Source organism: Natrinema gelatinilyticum, from assembly GCF_024266705.1.
GTDB lineage: Archaea > Halobacteriota > Halobacteria > Halobacteriales > Natrialbaceae > Natrinema > Natrinema gelatinilyticum.
Genome location: NZ_CP100756.1, coordinates 150,031 through 170,795 on the forward strand (window position 1 = coordinate 150,031; position 20,765 = coordinate 170,795).

The window sequence follows — 20,765 nt, forward strand, 5'->3', positions numbered from 1 at the left end:
CGGCCGGCCGTCTGAAACGGGTATCGAATGCGCGGATCGATCGGTCGAGATTGTCGAGCGCCGTCCGCTCGTCTCACGCACGGCGCCTGGAGTCATCGGGAACGCGAACCACGAACCTTCACGACGGAAGCGACCGGTACACGCCGTGAGCGGTGTACCTGGACGAGAGTGGCCCAGCCGACAGATTACGAGCGATCGATGGACCTCTTCGGGCGATCAGAACGATTGTTCCGACCCCTCCCTCTCTTCACCGAGCGCCGGTGGTGTGCGGTCGCTGTAGCCTTTCCGTCCGATCGCGTCGTCGGCGACGTTGTTGAAGATGGCCATCCGGGCTTCCGTGACCGACGCGAATCGCTCCGCAGGCACCTTGTTCAGGACCTCCTCGAGGGACTGTTCGCCGTTCTGGAAGCGAAGGACCTCGGTTCCGTAGGCCTCGATCAGTTCCTCGCACGTGGCCGGATACTCGTGTTGCTCGAGTTGGCGAGCGAGCGAACCGAATTCGATGCCGAGTTCTCTCGTTCGGTGGCTCTCGGTTGGATCGGGCATTGCAGCATTCCTCCACTATCTACCATTATAAATTGCCCCGTGATGTTTCACGGTGGTCGACCACACTTCGAGAGATTCCTCACAATCGCGGATCAAGGCGGAGGAGAACCCACGTAATCACTGGTACGGAAATTATAAAGAAGATAACGGCAGGGGCCAGAAACGGCGGGAGAACGGACCAGAGTAGCACTGAGAGAATCAGAAGCAAAAGAGCGATGATCGAATCGAGGCGGAGTCGTATCGTATCAACAGCCATCATTTCCCATCGAACTATAAAATAACATAGTTACTGTGCCGTGAATTCATTTTCATCACTCGAAACGAACAGATTCGGCCGTTCTCGCCCTCCTCGATAGTCCTGCGACGAACCCGAACCATCGACTCGAAATCGGTTTCACCGCGTGAACGGTGACGACCGACTCAGGCGTCTAGTGGCTATTCGTGCGCGTTTCCGTCGCGTACGCGCTCAGAACGTTGCCCAGTTGCGGATATTCCGTGCCCGCCCGGTCAGTGCCCAGAACCGGTGACCTCCGATGGGGGGTCGAAGGCGGACGGATAGGCCTATTCAGATTGCGTTTCGGACTCGTGTCTCTCGTGGTCCAGTCACGATAGCAGGCGCGAAATAATCGGTACAGGTTCCGCGTACAACAGTCTGTTGCTCAGAAAGTCATGACACACGCCGCTTTCTGGATATCTTGGTCAAGTTCGCCAAATTCCGATTGAATCTGTCTCCCGAACCGCCGTCATGTGTTCCGCTAGTGGATTAAATCATTGCAGATTACTTCAAATGATACAGTCGACTGTAATGATGAATATGTTTATATTTCGAATCAGCTGTTATGTTGGTTGCTAGTTGATTAAATCATTGCATATTGACATCTGTAACGAAGTGAGCTACTAATACACACGGCGGGTGGAAAGATTTCCGGGTGCAAATAATGCGCCTTACGAGTTGAGAGTAAGAATGAGTTTAAAAGAGATACTTCGCATCACGATCGCGCTCTGCGTACTATTCGCATTAACGATCGGTGGTATGGGACTAGTAGCTGCCGACCCACCGGGGAGTGACACGAACAACCCGAACGACGGGCCAAAAGACAATGGAAAATGCTAGGACAACACAAAAAAGAAGTCATGCCCTGACAAACCTGGGAATGACCCGCCGCACAGTGGAGGACCAGCGGATTAAGCTAAGTGAGAAGTCGGCATAGACTCTCACTGGGGAAGTTTAATTTTTGAATTGGTGTTTTGATTGCGATTCCGTTATCTGCTTGACCTGCACTGAGCATTCGCCGCTCCTCAGTAGTCGCTTCCTTCACCGTGCCACATTCGCACGTTGTATCTCCCACGCCCATAATATCAAATTATATATTATCGGACAAAACTATGGCTTGTGCTGCTAATCACTAAAGTTACTGACTACGAATAGAAACGGCAAAAGGATGAAAAGCGTCGGGAGAAGTGGCAAAAGGAAGACTACGAGTATTACGACCAACAGAACGATACCCATGTTCAGTACCTCACAAAGCATCGCCAGTTAGCCTGACCTGAGCCACCTGTTCTGTTGTGATGAGTCGCCAGCAACGGTTGAACAACGCTGATCGAAGATGGAGCTGTCGCTGTCGGCGGCGGTTAGCCGCCGACGCGACAGCGTTGCCACTTGCGAAGACGCTTGCTCGGTCAGTGACTACCGGTAGAACCGGTCATCAGGTGGTCGGTTCGCGGGGACGGCCCGACGCACCGCGAGGGCCGTCCACGCGGCCCGTCGAACCATATTCACGAACTCTTTGTATGGCCACCACCAGAGGCGACGCCCGCCTCGGCGGGGCGTCGCTACGTATTCGTAGTGGAGATACCGCCACGCGTTCTGTAACAGCAGGCTCACCACGACGTACAGCAATCTCACCGTTGCGTCTCGTGTCGTTGTCGTCGCTATCGCTTGCTCGGACAAGCGATAGCTCGACTCGATACCGAAGCGTTTGCTGTAGTGGTATCGAGCGTCGCGTGGTGTCTCGATGAACGGCGCGTCAGCGGCGTAGCCGTGACGCGCCACGCCGTGCTCGTCATATCGTCCGTTCAGGTACGTACAGTCGATGTAGACGGGAAACTCGACGGTCCAGCTGTGACCGTCGAGTTTCCCTGTCAAGTCGTGTTGAATGATGCGACTCCACCCTTCCGAGAGTTCATGCTGAATCGTCTTCCCCCACCGGATGATCGGGACAACGTAGGCGCAGTTGTGCGCCTGTAGCAGCGTGAGACACTTGCTGTCGTAGAATCCGCGATCAAGATAGACGGCCTTGATTTCGGTGTCAAGGCCGTCGAGAACACCGAGGAACTCAGCGAGGACGCTGCTGGCGGTGTCGCCGTCTTCGAGACGGCGCACCGCCAGCGTGTAGCGTAGCGTTTGTTTTTTACACGCGCGTAGAGTGTGGCGTAGGCGTGGAACGAAGTGGTTCCACGCTTCGCTTCCGAGTGGTAGAGAGCGTCTGTGTTGTCTTCGTCACCGTAGTAGGGCCGCAGGTGGAGGTCTGCGCAGACCTCCACCTGCTCGGGGAGCAGTTCCACAATATCTCGCCGAAGAAGCGTGTTTGCGACTCGTTCGAGCCATTCCGGCTCGAACTTCGTCCGGAGATGATAGAGAATCGTGTTTGCTGATGGCGAGTTCTCGCTGGAGTTGCAGAGCGTAGAGATCGAGGTCCCGTCGGCGGTCGCGCCGACGAGGACCTCGTAAATGTCCTCTGCGTCGATTTCAGCGTTGTTGGCAAGGTTCAGAGCAACTTCCTCGTCAAGCTGGTTGACGAGGAAGTTAAGGAGCTGGTCCTCGTGGATTTCACTGTCTGCTTGTTGGGTCTTGAACACACCTTCAGCAAGCAGATGTTCTAACTAACCGGCTTTGTGAAGTACTGATGTTGAGGCGGAGAATAGCGGCTTGGACGAGTTGTGCCCGTGAGTCCGTCTCCTCTCGAAGTTCGGAGCAGAGCGCGTCCCGGACTTGCCGTTTGTTAGTCTTGGACTCAGTGTATGCGGTGTCCGATCAACAGTATTCGGCGGTTCGGTTCGTACAGTATAGGTACTGCTCGGCGGTGTGGTGGAGTGCGTCGCGTTGCTCGGCGGAAACAGCGAGTTTCACGACGGCGGTTCGACGCACGTCTATACTTCAGAAGGTCTCCGACGGGACTTGAACGCGTGGGTGTCGGTCAGCCGCAGTGTGCTGGTTGTGTCCTACCATGTCGGGTTCCGCTCCAGCCTACTCACTCCCTTCGGTCGCTCTCTTCTCACGGGCGCAAAGCGCCATTTCGAACGGTCAGAGGGACCGACGATCCCTCTCGACGTGAGGCCGGTGGTCCACCTTGAATTACGCTGATCCGCAGTTTCTCGGGCGCTCATCCCGCGGACAGCGCATCCTCGAGTCGATCCTCGATATCGTCCAGTTCGGCCCGTAATTCCTCGCGCTCTGGCCCCTCTAGTTCGTCGATTCGATCAGCGATGCCCTGGAGCCGCGAGTACTTTTCGTCCTCGTCGACGGCGGTTTTCTGGACGTAGACGTCCTCGTCGACGTCGTACACCTCCGACTCCTCGAGATCGGTGACAGCGAGGACGACGTCTAACTTGTCTCGATCGACCCCAGTGACCCACTCGCGGGGAATACCGCGCTCGTCGAGAACGTCGAATATCGTTTCCTCATCCTTCGGCTGACGGCGCTCGCGGGTCGTCCGCCTGACGGTTCCGTATCGGCCGTGAAGCTGTTGGTCGGGTCCGAGTCGCTCGAGCAGCGCGTTGCGAATCGAGCGCCGAACCCGGTTCGATCCGTGTTGGACGTCCGACGCGAGGACGTAGAGGTCGGTGGCGCTGTCGGTGTCAAGCGCCGAGGGATCGTCGGCGTCGTGGCGTTCGAGCTGTCGGGCGAACAGCAACGCGTCGTCGTGAACCCGTTCGGGCGTCGATCGAGCGGCGACAGCCGGGACGAGAAACGGGCTCTCACCGGCGGTCGCCTCCTCGGGATCGTACCGGATCTCGTCGTCGTCGGCCGTGTAGGAACCAGTGAGCGTTGCGATGCTCGCGTACGGCTCGACGCCCGGCGGCAGCGTCGCGAGGGGGATCGATCCGTCGGCGAGTTGTTCGAAGAAGACGACGAACTGCTCGCGCCAGAGCGGCCGCCGCTCGCCGCTGTCACCGAAGCGGACGACGATTCGATCGTCTGCAGTCCGTTCGATACCGAACGGGCGGCCGGAGACCGGCGTGACCAGTTCGGCACGCGGCTCGAGGGCCTCGCACTGCCGCCGGAGCGTGATCCAGGTGTCGTCGGATCCCATGGGCTAGGTACTGCGAGCAGGGCAAAAAAGCCAAGCACGAATCTGCCACCAGGGATCGACCGCCGCCGGTCGCGGACCCGGCGTGAACCGCCTCGGGGTCACGCCCCGAGGCATTCGCCTTGCGTATCTATAGACTTGGCCGCACGCTCGTCGCGAGTCAGAGCACGCGGGGCGAGTACGCGCTTACTCGAGAATCGATGGGAGGCCAGCGAGCGACGTGAGATGATAGGTCGGGTCCACGTCCGTCTGCGGTCGGTCGCCCTCGTCACGAGTGATCAACACCGAGTCGATGCCAGCGTTATCGGCCGCGCTCACGTCGACGGCCCGATCGCCGACGTAGAGCGCGTCGGCCGCCTCGAGGGCGTTCATCGCGGCGTCGATATTCGTCGGATCGGGTTTGCGTCGAGCCAACCCGTCCGACGTCAGCGGACAGCCGTAGACGGTCTCGAAGAGCGATCGAAGGCCGAATCGGTCGAGCAGTGTCGAGATGACGGCCGGGTGGTTGTCGCTGACGATCCCGAGCGGTGCCTCGAGCGATCGGACTGCGGTGACGTCGTCGTAGGCCGACCGGAACCCGCGCTCGACCTCGTCACGCTGGGACTTCACCATCTCGCGGGCGGCCCGGGCGCAGAACACGTCGGCTTCGATACCAAGGCTGCGACACCGTCGAGCGATCGACTCGAAGTCACCGCGAAGAAAGGCCTGGATCGTCTCCGGCGTCGGCCCGGATCGTTCGAGTTTCTCGTACGTTCGACCGAGAGCGTCCGACAGTCGCTGGGACGAGGGGCCCTCAACGACGACTCCGTCGAAGTCGAACAGGACCGCGTCGTAGTGCATCAGTATAATTTCTCGAACGACGAGTAATAACGTTGGCTGGTCGCGGTGGCAACGTTCCACCGGCGGACGCGCGGGTCAACCGAGGCGGCGGTATCGACGTCGTGTCGTCCCCGGCCAGGGAGCGTGATCACTCACAGCTAAGGGCTTTCGGTAGCTACTGTATAGCAATGCTCCACGCCGAAGGGCCGCTGCTCACCGTCGATGTCGGTGAGCGAACCGCAACTGAAACGAACATCGACGACCTGCTCGAGACGTTCGTCGGCGGGCGGGCCGCTGCGACGGCGCTCGCGCACGAACGGATCCCGTTCGACGCGGATCCGTTCGGCCCCGAAAACCGAGCGTATCTCTCGACAGGACCGCTACAACAGTCGCGCATGTCGTTTACCGGCCGGATGAACATGACGGGGCTTTCACCGTTGACCGACGGCCTCGTCTCGACGAACGCCGGCGGTTACCTCTCACGAAACTTCGTCGGAACGGGGATCAGCGTCCTCGAGGTAGCCGGCGAGAGCGACGAGTTGATAGCCGTCCACGTGACCGACGAGGGCGTCGAGTTCGAGGCGGTACCGGAACTCGAGGGGGCGACAGTTCCGGAGACATCGGACTACGTGACCGACCGGCACGACCTCGGCCCCGACAACTGTATCGCCATCGGGCCCGCGGGCGAGAATCGGGTCCGGTTCGCGTCGGTGATGACGTTCGACTCGCGGGCATTCGGTCGGGGCGGACTCGGTGCCGTCCTCGGGTCGAAGAACGTCAAGTGCGTCACCTTCGAGGGGGACGCGGAACCGCCGGTCGAAATCCCGAACCCGCCGGAGATGGACGTCCACCGCGAGGCGGCGCAGTCGGACGACTTGATGCGCCGGCAGGGAACGACCGGCAATACCGAGTTCATCAATGAAAACTTCGCGCTGCCGACGCGATACTTCCAGGAGTACGAATTCGAACACGCAGCGGGCATCGGTGGGAGCGCCGTCGAGGAGAAAAAGTACAAGAAGGGCGCGTGCTCGGCCTGTGCGTACGCCTGCAAACTCCCGACACAGGACGAGGAAACCGGCGTCGAGACCGAAGGGCCTGAGTTCGAAACCGTCTACGCCTTCGGCTCGAATCAGGGCGTCGGCGACATCGTCGACGTGATGCAGGCGAACGAACTCTGTGACACTCTCGGGATGGACACGATCTCCGCCGGCGTCACCGTTGCAGCCTACCTCGCTAGCGAAGACGAGTTTGGGAACGCGGAACTCGCGCGCGAAACGACGGAGAAAATCGCCCACCGGGAGGGGATCGGCGACACGCTCGCGGAGGGCGTCGACCGCTGTCACGACGACCTCGAGGTCGACAACTACACCGTCAAGGGAATGGAGTTCGCCGCCCACGACGGGCGTGTTCTGCATGGTCAGGGTCTCTCCTACGCCGTCGCGAACCGGGGCGCAGACCACATGTACGCCGGGATGCTCTCCCTCGAGTACAGCGGTCAACTCGATCCGGAAGGCACTCTCGGCAAAGCAGAGACTCTCGTGCAGGAGGAAAACGCGTCCGCATTCCGGGACACCGGAATCGTCTGTGCGTTCGGCAGCGACTACGTGACCGACGATCGTCTCGAGACACTGTTCGACGCCGACCACGAAGACCTCCTCGAGATCGGCGCCCGAACCGTCCGCTTCGAGCGCCACTTCAACAATCGGCGGGGCTTCGACCGAGACGACGACGGCCTTCCGTACGAAATCCCCGATCTCGAGGACGCGATCGCGGAGTACTACGCGACTCGAGGCTGGACGGACGATGGCACCGTCCCCGAAACGGCGATCGAACGAGTTGCGCCCTCCGCCGACTGACGATCACTCCTGGTCGCTCCCCATCACCCGCCGTATACTGACGGAACGAGCCGAATCACGTCGTCCGCCGCGATGCTCGTTTCGAGGCCATCGAGATGGGTAACGTGTTTCTTGTCCTTCGTCACGACCGTCTCGCCCGCCAGTCCGGTCCTATCGTTGTCGAGGAGTCGTCCCTCGAGTTCCGGAAACGCAGTCTCGAGTTCGATCAGCAGTTCACCGACGGTTTCGGCGTCCGTCTCGTGGAGGACGGTCTTTCGGCCGATGTCGTCTCGAAACGGCCCGAAGAAGAGGCACTCGAGTTGCACGACGTGCTATTCGACGCGCTAACCCTTGTATTCGACGGACCCTGGCGTCGATCGGCGAAAACGGAATCCGAGAACGGCGGCGATCGGAGCCCTCAGCTATCGACGATTGCGTTTGCGTCGCCCCGTCCTGGCGAGGAAGACACTCCGAGCGCGGACGGGACGCCTCTCGCACGGCGGCCCGACCGAGCCTCTCCCGGTCACCGCGTCTGACGGCTCACGACGGCGTCAACCGATCCCACAGGGACTTTAGATCCTTGGCCGCCGCCATCGTTTCGAGTTCGCGGTAGGCGGACTTCTCCTCGTCGTAGTTCGACTCGAGGGGTGTCTGCACGTCGTTTCCCAGCTCCAATTGTTCAGCGATCGTCGTCAGACCCTCGTAGGCGGTCATCTCGATGCGCTCGGTCATCATTCCCGCGTTCAGGTAGACCATGTTGAGCAGCTCGTCGTCCTCGATCTCGGACTCGAGTTCACTCCGCTCCGCCTCGAGGCCGTCGAGGACGGCCGATTCCCGCGCCTCCGCGGGCCGATCGAGCGCCGCGAAGACGTCCTCCAGGCGCTGTACCTGCGTTCGGGTCTCGTCGCGGTGATCGGCGAATCCCTGGCTCATCCGATCGTTCGTCGTGTGGCGGGCCATCTCGTCGAGCGTCTCGACGAGTTCCTGTTCGACGTAGTACTGCTGGGCGAGCTTGTGCACGAACAATTCGTGGAGGTCGTTCATTGCCATCGTAAACACTGGGTCGACCAGTCGCTTAGTCGTCCGGCCCGAACACGCAGGCGCGTCCCGGCGCCGGTCCTCGACAGTCGAGGCCCCCGATCAGGTGTCACCGTCTCTAACCGACCGCGGCGACCGCGGTCACTCGGACTCGAGACCCGGGACGTCGTCGGGAACGTCGAAGTCGTGGAAGTGTTCGCCCTTCTCTTTGCTGAGTATGTTGAGCGCCGCCGCCGCGCCGTCTCCAGCGGCAATCACGGCCTGCCACTCTTCGGCCCTGACCATCGCGCCGGTCGCGTACAGGTCGTCGACGCTCGTCTCCATCTGCAGGTCGACGTTGACGGTCCCCTCGTCGTCGAACTCCACCCCCAGATCCTCGGCGACCGAGCGATCCGCGCCGGTCGCGAGAACGACGTAGTCCGCCACGTATTCGTCATCGTCGGTCTCGATCCAAAACCCGTCGTCATCCGGCTCGATGTCCGTCACCTCCTCGCCGACTCGAACGTCCGCGCCGCGGTCGCGAACCTGCCCGCGCGTGAGTTTCATGAACTCCTCGCCGCTGATGCTTCGAATACCTGGATAGTTGAACAGGTGGGCCTTGTGCATCCACGTTTCGTCAGTATCGAAAACGACGGTCTCGAGTCCGTTCTTTCCGGTGAAGAGCGCCGCGCTCAATCCTGCGGGACCGCCGCCGACGATTGCGACATCTGGCATGCCCGAAACGACCACGACTGACGAAATAAACGATTTTGTAATATTTTAAACAGCAATTCCAGATGTTCTCGCCCGCGTGGACGCGATTCGCAGTCAGCCTCAGCCCGCGCAGGCCAGGCAATATCAGCCCGCGCGCCTTTTGGCTCGAGTGTGGACTGCTCGATAGGCTGATCCACATGTCGGACCAGATTTCACCGGAGTCCCCTCACGAAGAGTCGCTCTGGCTTGCGACGACACCAACGACCGAGTACGGTCCCCTCGAGGACGGACTGGACGTCGACGTGGCCGTCCTCGGTGGGGGCATCACCGGCCTGACCGCCGCGATCAATCTGACCGAGGCCGGACGGACCGTCGCGGTCCTCGAAGCCGATCGGATCGTCGAAAGTACCACCGGTCACACGACGGCCAAGCTCACCGCTCAGCATGGGCTGATCTACGACAGGCTCGTCTCGCGGTTCGGCGAGGAGCGGGCGCGCCAGTACGCCCGTGCGAACGAGGCGGCGATCGACGAGGTTCGACGACGCGCCGAGAACGGCGCCATCGACTGTGACTTCCATCGCACGCAAGCGTACGTCTACACCGATTCGTCGGCCGACCGAGCGAAAATTCGAGACGAAGCAGCGGCCGCCCGGCGCGTCGACCTCCCCGCCTCGTACGTCGAGGACACGCCGTTGCCGTTCGACGTCGACGGGGCGATTCGCTTCGACGACCAGGCAGAGTTTCACCCGCGGAAGTATCTCCTCCGGATCGCCGAGGAAATCCACGGCGACGGCAGTTACATCTTCGAGGAAACACGTGCACTCGACGTCGACCCCGGTTCGCCGTGTCACGTCGAGACTGATCGCGGCGACGTGATCGCCGACGACGTCGTCGTCGCGACGCACTTCCCCGTTCTGGATCGCGCCGGCTACTTCGCGCGGATGCACCCTCACCGCGCGTATCTACTCGCCGCCCGGGTCGCAGAGACGCCCCTGGAGGGGATGTACTACAGCACCGGTTCACCGCCGGCGACGATGCGAACGTATTCTCATACGACGGCCGCCGGTGGTGATTCCGGGACCGGCGAGCTCCTTCTCGTCGGGGGTCAGGGCCACAAGCCGGGATTCGACGGACCGCCGACCTCTGAGCGGTACCGGCGCTGCGAGGCGTTCGCCCGCGAGCACTTCACCGTCGAATCGGTCGAGTATCGCTGGTCGACGATGGACTATTCGCCGGTCGATCGGGTGCCATTCGTCGGACAGATCGATCCGCTGGCGGATCACGTCTACGTCGGTACCGGGTTCGGTGGCTGGGGGATGACGGGGGGCACTGCCGCGGGCATGATCCTCTCGGACCTTATCACGGAGGGATCGAGCCCCTGGGCCGACGTGTTCGATCCCCAGCGCCTTACGCCCGGGGCCTCTGCGAAGGATTTCCTCGTGGAGAACGCGAAAGTCGGTGGCAGCTTCGTCGGCGATCGGATCAAGTCACTGCTCGCGACGCTCGAGTCGGGGTGCGGAGACGGTCTTCAACCCGGTGACGCCAACGTCGTCCGCCGTGGGACGCAGCCGGTGGGACTCTACCGCGACGAGGGCGGCGCGACCCACGCCGTCTCCGCGACCTGTCCACACATGGGCTGTCTCGTCCGATGGAACGACGCCGAGCGGACCTGGGACTGCCCCTGTCACGGCTCTCGATTCAGCTACGACGGCGACGTGCTCTCGGGACCTGCGCTCGAGGGATTGCTGTACCGAGAACTCTGAGGGGGTGACGGTGGGGAAATCGCGTCTCGTTATGGGGCCGAAACAGCGTCGAGATCGATGCGGTTCGGCTCGGGTACGGACTCGCTCGAGACGGCGTAGGCCCCGCGTTCGGCCGGAATCTCTGCCTCGCGGTCGGTGTCCGAGAGCACGATTGGGGCCCTGGCCAGCAGCGGCGCGATCACGCCCGCTACGACCGTCCGGGAGTCGGAGAGCGGCGCGCGGACGACGACGCGCTCGTCCGACTCGAGACCGAACTCCTCGATGACCGCGCGTCCGGCCGCCAGAACGTCCCGGTGTGTCACCGTCCGGTCGCCGTCCGTCAGGATTGCGGTCTCGGGTTCGGTCGAGAACGGCGGAAACGACGGATTCTCGCTCCAGAGCCCGGCGTCGAAGTGATGAACGTCTGGCGCGTCGGGCGGCGAACCATAGCCAACTCGCTGGGCTCCACGAGGGAGTTCGTAGCTTTCCAGCGTATCGACCGGGGCAACGAGGGCCCGAAAGTCGGCCGCCTCAGTGAGGTCGGTCGGCGGCTCGAAGCAGGTCGTTCCTTCGAGCAGCGTCGTGCCGAAAAAGGCGAGCAAGGCGAGGGGGTCGTCACCGACGACACCGACCGTGACGCCCTCCCGGACGCCCATGTGGCGCAGGAAGTTACCGGCCTTCCATGACGTCGTACACAGCCAGTGGTAATCGTACTCCCGGCCCGTCGCGTCGACGAGTCCGATCCGATCGTCGCGGAGTTCCCGGATGAACAGGTCATCGACCGTCCCAGCGTTCATATCGGAATCTGGGTCCGGGACGGAAAAAGCGCGCCGACTCGCGTCGGTTGCGCACCTACCTCACCCCCCATACGACGGGACTACCGCCGGCTGCGAGTGACCGGTGCCGGCCGAGGCGTTCGCGGTACACGCGGGGCCATTCAGGCCGGTCAGATCTTACCCGTCCCCGTCTCAGATCACGTCGTGATCACGGTAAAACTGCCGCGTTCGGTCGTTGGACAGCAGCGGTCGGTGGACTTGCAGCGAGGTGACGTCCGGGTGACTGTTGGCCTCGAGGATCTGGAACTCGCCCTCGGCAGTGACGACCAGGTCCCAACCGACGTACGGAATGTGCGAGAACGTCTCGGCGATCTCGAGCACTCGGTCCCGAATCTGGGCCCAGCCCGGAACTGCCGTCCCCTGAATGCGAACACCGGAACTGGGATGGGTCCGATGCCAGTCGAGCGACCCGGCGGTCGGATATTTAGCGGCCTCGCTGAGCGTGCCAGACGTCCGATCGATTCGGGCGCTCAACCCCTCCTTCGAAAAGTTGTCGACCGGAGCCGAATCGGTCGTTCCAATCCGATGGATCGCCATCGGAATAAACGCCGCCCCCTCTCGGTCGTCGAACATGGTCACGATTCGGATCGTGTTCGTCGTCTCGGGGAACAGTTCTGCTGCGTAGTCCGCCTGGTCGACGTACTCGCAGATGAGATACTCCTCGAAGTCGGAAAGCGTCTTCGCAAGGGCCAACTCGCTCATCCGCGTCCCGTCGAAGACGTATTCGTCGTCAGCTCGTGCCACGAAGTGGACGTTGTCTCCCCCGCTGCCCCGAACCCGCTTCACTACGATTCGGTCCCCGTCCGAAAGCGTATCGGTGATCCAGTCGATGGGTTCTGTGGTCGGACGCGAGGTCGTCGACGCGGACGATTGCTTCAACTCGAGTCCGCCATCGGCCAGTTGTGGCCGACCCTCGGTCGGAGCGACCGCGTGGAACCGACCGTCGGTGAGCAGCCCATACACGGTCGGACGATGATCCGGAAATTCGCCCAGGAGACGATGAAACGCGAGTTTGTTGTCGAGTAACGCGTTCCAGTGCCGACCGTTGATCCACTTCGTTCGGACGAACCGCTGGTAGTCGGTGAGATACTCGCCGGGATCGTTCAGCTCGAGTGAATATATGACGCCGGACTTTCGCAGAAATCCGTGTTGGTAGAGCCACTGACGCTCCCCCAGAGACAGCTCGAACGACGACCCGGTCCGTCGTTCCGCCTGAAGTAATTTGTTCACCTGACCGATAGTTTGGCAGGCTCGGACGAGGTCCATGTGGATTAGTGGCAGGAATGGTATATATTTATCGACAATGTAACCTACATTACCAATTTCAAAACCTGTCCTGAAACAATTTTACTGATCAGAATTCTCTCCAAGGTCATTCTCTATCTGATACGTACCGCCGCGTTTAACATTTCGATAACGCATTCAGTGCCATTGTGACGATAACTATAAGGAATACTACTAATACACATTAGCACCGACCATTCCGAACGGTTCGACTCGAGAAACGTCGTTCATCGACTATCAGGATGCGGTGACGGCGTTCACAAAGGCAGCAGTCCCCCTGGTGATTAGAACGCCCGTTTGATCTTCTCGAAGAAGCCGTCCTTGATCTCTATCTCGTCACCGCCGGCCTCGGCGAAGTCCTCGAGCGCCTCGCGTTGCTCCTCGTTCAGGCGCTCGGGGGTGACGACCTGCACTTGTACGTAGAGATCACCGTATCCGCGCCCGCGGAGACGCGGCATTCCCTTCCCCTCGAGGCGGAACGTTTCGCCGCTTTGCGTTCCGTCGGGGATGTCGAATTCCGCTGCGCCGTCTAAGGTCGGAACCTCGACAGTGTCGCCGAACGTCGCTTGCGGGAACGAAACCGGGAGTCGGTAGTACAGATCGGCACCTTCGCGCTCGAAGTCCTCGTGGTCGCGAACCGAAACGTCGATCAGCAGGTCCCCGTGTGCACCGCCCTCGGGGCTCGGTGCGCCCTCGCCTTCCATACGAAGCGTCTGACCTTCCTGAATGCCGGCCGGTACCTCGACGCTCAGCGTCGCCGTAGTACGGACGTAGCCCTCGCCGCGGCACTCGCTGCAGGTTTCGGAGTACAGGGTACCCTCACCATCACAGCGGGGGCAGGTCGTCGTCTGCTGGACCCGACCCAGCGGCGTTTGCTGGACCTGCGTCACCTGCCCACGTCCCTGACACTCCGGACAGGTCTCGGCGTCGGCCTCGGGCGGGTGGCCCTCGCCGTGACAGACCTCACACGCTTCCGGGCGCTCGACCGTGAACTGTTTTTCAGCCCCCTCGTAGGCTTCCTCGAGGTCGATCTCGAGTTCGGTCCGCAGATCGCGACCCTTGCGAGGCCGACGGCGACCGCCACCGCCACCGCCGCCGAAAACCTGCTCGAAGAGATCGCCGAGACCGCCACCACCGCCCATGCTTCCACCCATTCCACCGCCCATACCGCCGAACGGGCCGCCGCCCATTCCGCCGGCTCCGCCCACGTCGCCAGCATCGAAGCCGTGCTTTTCCGCCTGTTCGTAGCGGTCGTGCCCCATCTGGTCGTACGCCTGCCGCTTTTCCTCGTCGGTCAGTATCTGCTTTGCCTTCTGGATCTTCTTGAACTTCTCTTCGGCATCCGGGTCGTCGCTGACGTCCGGATGGTACTGGGTGGCCTTCTTCCGATACGCCTGCTTGATCTCCTCGGTAGACGCGTCCGAGCTCACGCCGAGTACGTCGTAGAAGTCCTCGCTCATTCGTTGTCTCACCGATAGTCGGTTGAGACACTTGAAATGAACGTTCCCCGTCCCCTTCCATCCCGTTGGTCCCGGTCGGCCCTTCGCTCGTCGGACATCGCCCTCGCAGATGGCGTGTACTTCGCGTCGGGTTCGGGGGAGGCGGATCAAACTTGAGTCGGATCGCTATCGTACTGGCCACCACAGGATGCTCCGAGACTGGCACACGTCACATCGAAGTTACGGTACCGAGTGGCTGTGACTGCAGCCAATTCCTTAACGACGGACCGTCCGTCGAAACGGAGCGAACGCAACTGAACTGGCGGGAAAGAACTCGAATCGCGAGGCGTTACTCGTCGTCTTCGTCCTCGTCGAAGTCCACGTCTTCGAAGTCGGCATCGACGAACTCTTCGTCCTCTTCCCCGGCCGCACCAGCACCGGCATCGGAGCCGGGGTTCGGACCGCCGCCCATACCGCCGGGGCCCGCGCCCGCGGCACCGCCAGCGCCCGCAGCGCCGGCTTGCTGCTGATAGATCTGCTTTCCGATCTCCTGTAGTTCCTCGCTCAGGTTCTCCGTCGCCGCCTCGATGTCCTCGGCGTCGGCATCGCCGTCGTCGACCGTCTCCTCTAAGTCCTCGATTGCGGCCTCGATGTCGGCGCGAAGGTCGTCGTCGACCTGTTCGTCGTTCTCCTCAAGCAGCGTTTCGGCGCGCTGAATCGTGGCCTCGGCCGTGTTTCTGGCCTCGATGCGCTGGCGCTTTTGCTGGTCCTCCTCTGCGTGTTCTTCGGCTTCGCGCTGCATCTTCTCGATCTCGTCGTCGGAGAGGCCGGCGCCGCCCTCGATCGTGATCTCCTCGGTGGTCCCGCTACCTTTGTCCTCCGCGGAAACGTTCACGATGCCGTTCTCGTCGATCGAGAACGTGACCTCGATCTGTGGCGTTCCTGCTGGGGCCGGTGGGATGCCCGTCAGGTGGAACTCGCCGAGCAGTTCGTTCTCCGCGGCGAGTTCGCGTTCGCCCTGGAAGACCCGAACCTGAACTGTCGTCTGATTTGCCGCCGCGGTGGTGAAGATCTTCGACTCCTCGGTCGGGATCGTCGTGTTCTTCTCGATGAGTCGCTCGAAGAGACCGCCTTTGACCTCGATACCGAGCGAGAGCGGCGTCACGTCAAGCAAGACGATGTCGTCGACATCCCCACCCAGCACGCCACCCTGAATCGCTGCCCCCAGCGCGACGGCCTCGTCGGGGTTGACGTTCTTCTGGGGTTCCCGACCGGTTAGTTCCTCGACTTTCTCGGCGACCTGGGGCATCCGCGTCGAACCGCCGACGAGCAGCACCTCGTCGATATCGTCTTTTTCGTAGCCAGCGTCCTCGAGCGCCTGTTCGGTCGGCTCGACGGTCCGGTCGATCAGATCCTGTGTCAACGACTCGAACTTCGCGCGAGTGAGCGACTCCTCCAAGTGGATCGGACCGTCGTCGGTCGCGGTGATGAACGGAAGGTTGATCTCGGTTTCCTTGCGCGAAGAGAGTTCGATCTTGGCCTCTTCGGCAGCGTCCTTGAGTCGCTGGAGGGCCTGACGGTCCTCACGGAGATCGGTTCCGTGTTCGTCCTTGAATCCTTCCGCGAGCCAATCGATGATGGCGCCGTCCCAGTCGTCGCCGCCGAGATCGTTGTCACCGTTGGTCGCCACGACCTCGTATACGCCGCCGCCGAGGTCGAGAATGGAAACGTCGAACGTGCCGCCACCGAGGTCGTAGACGAGGACGGTCTGATCTTGATCGTCCTCGAGGCCGTAGGCCATCGATGCGGCGGTCGGCTCGTTGATGATGCGCTCGACTTCGAATCCGGCGATCTCACCGGCGTCTTTGGTCGCCTGTCGCTGGCGGTCGGAGAAATACGCAGGGACCGTGATGACGGCTTTCTCGATTTCGTCACCCAGATAGTCCTCGGCGTCGCGTTTGATCTTCTGGAGGATCATCGCCGAGATCTGTTCGGGTGTATATTCCTCGTCCTCGATTTCGACGGTGTAGTCTTCCTCGCCGATGTGGCGCTTGATCGAGGAAATCGTCTTTTCTGGGTTCTGGATCGCCTGGTTCTTCGCCGGTTTGCCGACGAGTCGCTCGTCGTCGTCCGTAAAGGCGACGACCGACGGCGTCGTTCGTTCCCCTTCGGCGTTGACGATGATCTCCGGATCGCCACCTTCCATCACCGCAAACGCGCTATTCGTCGTTCCGAGGTCGATTCCGAGAATCTTGTTGCTCGCCATCGTGGAGGGGTATTGTGCGCACTTTGTTTTAAAGGTTACTAGAAACGAGCAAGAACCGAACAAAATACCGTACGGGCGCCTCAGACCCGTGAATTCCACACTTGCCGTTCGATAAAAACGAGCTCGTAATCAGACGACTCGGAGCGTGCCGGTCAGAGAAAATACGTTCTGTGTTGTGCTCCCTCGGCTACGACTGTAGGCTTCCCGCCCGGTGTCGCACGGGCCGGTCGATATGGATGGTTGGGAATCTACGCTTTGCGACCGACGGCGCTGGCTCCGCCACGAAGCCGGTACTCGTACCCCGTGTGGGGCTTCGAGGTATCTTGTGTCGGTCGGCGTGGTCGGCTGACTTGGGTGATACCGGCTCTCGCCGTCGCAGACGCCGAGTCAGCTGCCAGTTTTCCACGCACGAAGCTATCTATGTGTACAGTGGATGAATTACGTGTACGTCGCATATTTCACTACCAAAGTGGTGAGTTTTGTGCCTGCTATCCGCTAGAACTCGCCCAGTGTGAACTGTTTCCGGGGGGAGAAGCCGCCCGAGAAGAGCCATTCCCGGAAAGAAGTAGCCCGAGGAACCGTTTCCAGGGAATTCGATCCCCCGAACAGGCCCTCACTCGTCAGCGTCGTCGGCAGACGCCTCGTCACCCTCATCTGTCCGTCCATTCCTCGTCGGTTCGGACTCGTCGACAGCATCGTCACCCCCGACCGAATCGTCGGTCGAGTGGTCGGTTTCGGCGGCTCCGTCGGCCTCGGCTTCCGCATCCTCCTCGAGGTCGCCGTTCGAAACGGTCACCTGAGCGTTCTGAATGACCTTGTCGCCCATCTCGTAGCCGGGGGTGTAGACGTCCGCGATGGTCCCCTCCGGCAGGGCGCTCTCGACTCGCATCATGACTTCGTGGCGCTGCGGGTCGGTCTCGGCCCCCGGATCCGGGTCGATTTCGGAGACGTTCTCGTCCTCGAGAATCCGGTCGAACTCTCGGAGGGTCATTTCGACGCCCTGCTGGAGGCTTTCTGCGTCACCGCTCTCTTCGTCGAGTGCTCGTTTCAAGTTGTCACGGACGCCGATCAGACGGCCGACGAGGTCCTCGGTGGCACGGTCTTTGATCTGCTGTTGGCGTTTTTTCGCCCGTTTCTTGTAATTCTGGAAGTCCGCCTGTTTGCGCTTCAGGCGGCTCCGTAACTCCTCGACCTCCGCTTCGTATTCCTCGAGTCGCTCGTCGCGGTCGGCCAGGGCCTGTTCGTACTCCTCTAGTTCGTCGTGTACCTCGCTGATTGTTTCGGCCTGGGACTCGATGCGTTCCTCGAGGTCCTCGATTTCTTCGCGCTGGTGGTTGACCGTGCCGTTTAGCGAGCGGGCCTCTTCGACGATCGAGTTGACCTTGTGTGCGAGTTCGTCGTCGTACGCGGCGATTCGATCGAGGACCCGTTGGACGTCATCACTCGTCTTGGGTGCCTGCCCGGTCGAATCGTCGTCATCGTCGGCAGGCGGGCCGGTTTCGGCCGCGGATCTGCTGTTGTCGTCGCCAGGTTCTGCACTCGAGTCGGCATCCGTTGCAGCGGGCTCCGAGTCGGAGTCGCTCAAGTCCGGAGTCGGTTCCGATTCCTGGTCCATCGACTCCTCGGGAATGACGTCAGCCGTCTCGCCGTCGTCGGATTCCTCTGCTGACGGGACACCCTGGGCGGACGCGTTCGTTCCCTCGTCTTCGCTCATGTGGGGGTCAACGAACAGCGATAATAAAAGGGTTGAGGTACGGGTGTCGTGGACAGAACGATCGCGTGGGCGTGAGACGGTGCGCGAATGAGGGACGGAACCGCGATCTCGGCTCTCAGCGCGTCGTGCTTCGGTCGTTCGCGTGAAGATCGATGAAAGACCATCACTGGATCCGACCAGTATATGTGCTCCCTGGACCGAATGTGACACGTGAAACGGGCTTTACCCGACGGCTCGAGCGCGGTCGAACTCCGGTACGAAGACGGGACGATCCGGATCGACGGCCTCGCGGAATCGTCCGTTTCGCCGGCTTCGATTTGGACCGCCGTACCGGACCTCGAGTCCGATTCGCGGACCGACTGCTGGCGGGCCCCCGCAATGTGCTACGCCGATCTAGTGGCTATCCTCGACGACCTGGACGCTGCGATCGACGATCGAGTCCTCGACCTCGCGTCCGTTCCAGACCTGCGATCTGCTTACGAACTCCGCGACTATCAGGCGACAGCGCTCGATGCATGGCTCGAAACCGATCGCTGGCTCGATCGCACCGATTCCGGATCGGTCCATCGAGCGCCCGCCGGCGTCCTCGAACTCCCGACGGGCAGCGGCAAGACGGTCATCGCGCTGTCGGCGATCGAACGGTTCGCCGTACCGACGCTCGTCGTGGTTCCGACGATCGATCTGCTCGAGCAGTGGGAACGCGAACTCGAACGCGAATTCGGCCGGCCGGTTGGCCGCTTCGGCGGGGGTGAACAGCGACTCGAGCCGATCACCGTCTCGACGTACGATTCGGCCTATCTGAAAGCTGATTCGGTCGGCGACCGGTTCGGGTGCGTGGTCTTCGACGAGGTTCACCATCTGGGCGCCGAGGGCTACCGCAACATCGCACAACTGCTCGCCGCCCCCGCACGCCTGGGCGTGACGGCGACCTTCGAACGACCCGACGGCGCACACGACGTGGTCGAGGAAATCGTCGGTCCGCTGGTCCACCGCGTCGACGTGGAAACGCTGGCAGGCGATCACCTGGCTGAATACGATATCAAACGACTCGAAGTCTCGCTCACCCCCGCGGAACGCGATGAATACGAGCGAAATCAGGACGTATTCACTAGCTACCTGGCGAAATCGAACATCGACATGCGCGGCGGTTCGGGCTACCAGGCCCTCGTCAAGCGGTCGGGGAACGATCCCGAGGCGCGCGAGGCGTTGCTCGCTCGCCAGCGCGCACGCGAAGTCATGCTCGGAAGCGAGGCGAAACTCGAGGCGCTCGCCGAGATTTTAGACGATCACCGCGGCGACCGGATCATCATCTTTACGGCCCACAACGACCTCGCGTACGACGTTAGCGAGCGATTCTTGATCCCCACGATCACCCACCAGACGGACGCCATCGTCGCGGACGGTCGGACCGAACGCAACTACGTTCTGGACGCTTTCCGAGACGGCGAGTACACGAGACTCGTCACGACGAACGTGCTCAACGAGGGTGTCGACGTCCCGGAGGCCACTGTCGGCGTTATTCTTTCGGGGACCGGGAGCGAGCGCGAATTCAGACAGCGCCTCGGTCGGATTCTTCGCCCGAAGGCGAACGGCGGCCGTGCGATTCTCTACGAGATCGTCTCGACGGATACCGGTGAGGAACGGATCGCGAATCGACGCCGTGAGTGATCATCGAGCGCCTCGGTGGGGGTTCGCCAGTCGACGAAGTGGCCCGGCGGTACGGCAGGTGCAGTGTCAGTGTCCGCTGCACCCTGATAGTTACACGATCTGAGAACTCCACGCGAACCGAGGGGGTCGAGACGTGTCCCCCTGGATCGATCACTGCCGACGTCGCAACCGGCTTCCCAGTGATTAGTCGCTGTCACACTCGAGCGCAATCGTTCAGCTGTGTGCGCTGGCGACACTCAGTCCAAAACCGGCTTCACCCCGGCCGTTTCGTGGAGATACGCGAGGTACCGTGCGACCTCTCCGTGAGAGTGATTTCCGACGAGGTGATCTTCGAGCGTCCGATCCAGTTCGAGTACGTCCCTGCAGATCGGACATTCGACCGGTGGTGTGAATGCCATTTCTTCTTCTCTATCCGCTCGTCCGAGGGAAATCGATACAGCATGCATATGCCCACCGATCGGCCGTCTCGCAGTGACGATGGCCGTTCCCCCATCGAACCGGTCTCGACCACCGGCCCGTCTCGATCGAAAACCGCAGGCGCCGGAGGTCCCGTCCCCGTTACCGTCCGGGTGACT

15 protein-coding genes and 2 pseudogenes are annotated in these 20,765 nt (G+C 61.5%); 3 read left to right on the plus strand and 14 right to left on the minus strand.

Translation table 11 applies throughout. The annotated features are described in order from the left end of the window. Nucleotides 1-216: 216 nt before the first annotated feature. From NJU76_RS00725 to NJU76_RS00740, 5 genes and pseudogenes are all read right to left on the minus strand, one after another. On the minus strand, nt 217-546 hold the full coding sequence (locus tag NJU76_RS00725) for a DUF5789 family protein (RefSeq protein ID WP_254530903.1): 330 nt from the start codon (nt 544-546) through the stop codon (nt 217-219). A 1,687-nt stretch (nt 547-2,233) separates the two neighbouring features. Further along, nucleotides 2,234-3,405, minus strand: a pseudogene (locus NJU76_RS00730) (ISH3 family transposase). 55 nt (nt 3,406-3,460) lie between these two features. Then, nucleotides 3,461-3,700 (minus strand): annotated as a pseudogene (locus tag NJU76_RS26835) (RNA-guided endonuclease TnpB family protein); the annotation flags it as partial. 229 nt (nt 3,701-3,929) lie between these two features. Then, entirely contained in the window at nt 3,930-4,859 is a 930-nt protein-coding gene (locus NJU76_RS00735; RefSeq protein WP_254530904.1) for a DUF7983 family protein, read from the minus strand. Nucleotides 4,860-5,042: 183 nt separating this feature from the next. After that, nucleotides 5,043-5,696, minus strand: coding sequence for an HAD family hydrolase (locus NJU76_RS00740; protein WP_254530905.1), 654 nt, complete (start codon nt 5,694-5,696; stop codon nt 5,043-5,045). Nucleotides 5,697-5,863: 167 nt separating this feature from the next. Here NJU76_RS00740 and NJU76_RS00745 point away from each other — a divergent pair, with 167 nt between their 5' ends. Further along, nucleotides 5,864-7,531, plus strand: coding sequence for an aldehyde ferredoxin oxidoreductase C-terminal domain-containing protein (locus NJU76_RS00745; protein ID WP_254530906.1), 1,668 nt, complete (start codon nt 5,864-5,866; stop codon nt 7,529-7,531). Between the two features lie 23 nt (nt 7,532-7,554). On the opposite strand, the gene NJU76_RS00750 is transcribed toward NJU76_RS00745, so the two are convergent. The 3 genes from NJU76_RS00750 to NJU76_RS00760 form a co-directional block, all read right to left on the minus strand. Then, nucleotides 7,555-7,836 (minus strand): MoaD/ThiS family protein, encoded by a 282-nt coding sequence (locus NJU76_RS00750; protein WP_254530907.1) that lies wholly within the window; start codon nt 7,834-7,836, stop codon nt 7,555-7,557. A 214-nt stretch (nt 7,837-8,050) separates the two neighbouring features. After that, the gene (locus tag NJU76_RS00755) at nt 8,051-8,554 is read right to left on the minus strand and encodes a YciE/YciF ferroxidase family protein (RefSeq protein ID WP_254532524.1); all 504 of its coding nucleotides are present in this window, start codon (nt 8,552-8,554) and stop codon (nt 8,051-8,053) included. Between the two features lie 135 nt (nt 8,555-8,689). After that, nucleotides 8,690-9,262, minus strand: a complete 573-nt coding sequence (locus NJU76_RS00760; RefSeq protein WP_254530908.1) for an NAD(P)/FAD-dependent oxidoreductase — start codon at nt 9,260-9,262, stop codon at nt 8,690-8,692. A 176-nt stretch (nt 9,263-9,438) separates the two neighbouring features. Here NJU76_RS00760 and NJU76_RS00765 point away from each other — a divergent pair, with 176 nt between their 5' ends. Next, nucleotides 9,439-11,004, plus strand: coding sequence for an FAD-dependent oxidoreductase (locus tag NJU76_RS00765; protein WP_254532525.1), 1,566 nt, complete (start codon nt 9,439-9,441; stop codon nt 11,002-11,004). A 29-nt stretch (nt 11,005-11,033) separates the two neighbouring features. On the opposite strand, the gene NJU76_RS00770 is transcribed toward NJU76_RS00765, so the two are convergent. From NJU76_RS00770 to NJU76_RS00790, 5 genes are all read right to left on the minus strand, one after another. Beyond that, nucleotides 11,034-11,780 (minus strand): hypothetical protein, encoded by a 747-nt coding sequence (locus NJU76_RS00770; RefSeq protein WP_254530909.1) that lies wholly within the window; start codon nt 11,778-11,780, stop codon nt 11,034-11,036. Nucleotides 11,781-11,951: 171 nt separating this feature from the next. Further along, a complete protein-coding gene (locus NJU76_RS00775) occupies nt 11,952-13,085 on the minus strand; it encodes a sugar-transfer associated ATP-grasp domain-containing protein (protein WP_254530910.1) in 1,134 nt (377 codons plus the stop codon). A gap of 302 nt (nt 13,086-13,387) precedes the next feature. Further along, the gene (dnaJ, locus tag NJU76_RS00780) at nt 13,388-14,563 is read right to left on the minus strand and encodes a molecular chaperone DnaJ (protein ID WP_254532526.1); all 1,176 of its coding nucleotides are present in this window, start codon (nt 14,561-14,563) and stop codon (nt 13,388-13,390) included. A gap of 328 nt (nt 14,564-14,891) precedes the next feature. Next, nucleotides 14,892-16,808, minus strand: a complete 1,917-nt coding sequence (dnaK, locus tag NJU76_RS00785) for a molecular chaperone DnaK (RefSeq protein WP_254530911.1) — start codon at nt 16,806-16,808, stop codon at nt 14,892-14,894. 613 nt (nt 16,809-17,421) lie between these two features. Next, nucleotides 17,422-18,522 carry a nucleotide exchange factor GrpE gene (locus NJU76_RS00790; protein WP_254530912.1) on the minus strand — a complete coding sequence of 367 codons (1,101 nt, stop codon included), beginning with the start codon at nt 18,520-18,522 and terminating at the stop codon, nt 17,422-17,424. Nucleotides 18,523-18,732: 210 nt separating this feature from the next. Here NJU76_RS00790 and NJU76_RS00795 point away from each other — a divergent pair, with 210 nt between their 5' ends. After that, the gene (locus NJU76_RS00795; protein WP_254530913.1) at nt 18,733-20,190 is read left to right on the plus strand and encodes a DEAD/DEAH box helicase; all 1,458 of its coding nucleotides are present in this window, start codon (nt 18,733-18,735) and stop codon (nt 20,188-20,190) included. Nucleotides 20,191-20,426: 236 nt separating this feature from the next. Here the strand turns inward: NJU76_RS00795 and NJU76_RS00800 are convergent, their stop codons facing one another. Continuing rightward, on the minus strand, nt 20,427-20,588 hold the full coding sequence (locus tag NJU76_RS00800) for a hypothetical protein (RefSeq protein WP_254530914.1): 162 nt from the start codon (nt 20,586-20,588) through the stop codon (nt 20,427-20,429). Nucleotides 20,589-20,765 lie beyond the last annotated feature (177 nt).